General features: G+C 68.4%; 1 protein-coding gene. It reads left to right on the top strand.

Features of this window, described 5'->3' with window-relative positions; translation table 11 throughout:
• The coding region (locus IF54_RS40205; protein WP_037821237.1) for a condensation domain-containing protein at nucleotides 1-605 on the top strand (605 nt) is incomplete at both ends.

Raw genomic sequence — 605 nt, 5'->3', positions numbered from 1 at the left:
ACCTGGACGGCTACTCCCAGCCGCTCCAGCTGGTCCACGGCACTGTCGAGATCCCGCTGGCCGTGCACGACATCCGCGCACTCTCGGCGGACGAGCAGCACGAACTCGCCTTCGCCTACGCCGAGAACGAGCAGACCTCCGGCTTCGACCTCACTACGGCTCCGCTGGTCCGGATCGCCGTCCACATCGAGGCGGACGACGCCTGGCGGCTGACCTTCAGTCACATCCACGCGATCACGGAGGGCTGGAGCTACCACACCCTCCTGATGGAACTCCTCGACGTCTACCGCAGCCTGCACGAGGGACGGGACCCGGCGCCGTACGAGGCCCCCTCGGTCCGGTTCGCCGACTTCATCGCCGCCGAGCAGGTGTCGCTGGCGGACTCCGGGGACCAGGCGTTCTGGCAGCGGGTCGTGGGTGACCACGCTCTCCTCGAAGTCCCCAAGAGCTGGGCAGCGACGGACGGTTCGCACGACTCCCTTCGGGCACACGCGCCGTACGCGGACCTGGAGGAGGGGCTGCGGCGGCTTGCGAGCGAGGCGAAGATCTCGCTGAAGAGTGTGTTGCTGGCCGCGCATCTGAAGGTGCTGGGCATGCTGACGGCG

The organism is Streptomyces sp. NRRL B-3229 (assembly GCF_000719505.1).
GTDB lineage: Bacteria > Actinomycetota > Actinomycetes > Streptomycetales > Streptomycetaceae > Streptomyces > Streptomyces griseorubiginosus.
Note: the sequence above shows the minus strand (reverse complement) of the source record. Positions and strands in the feature narration are given on the sequence as shown.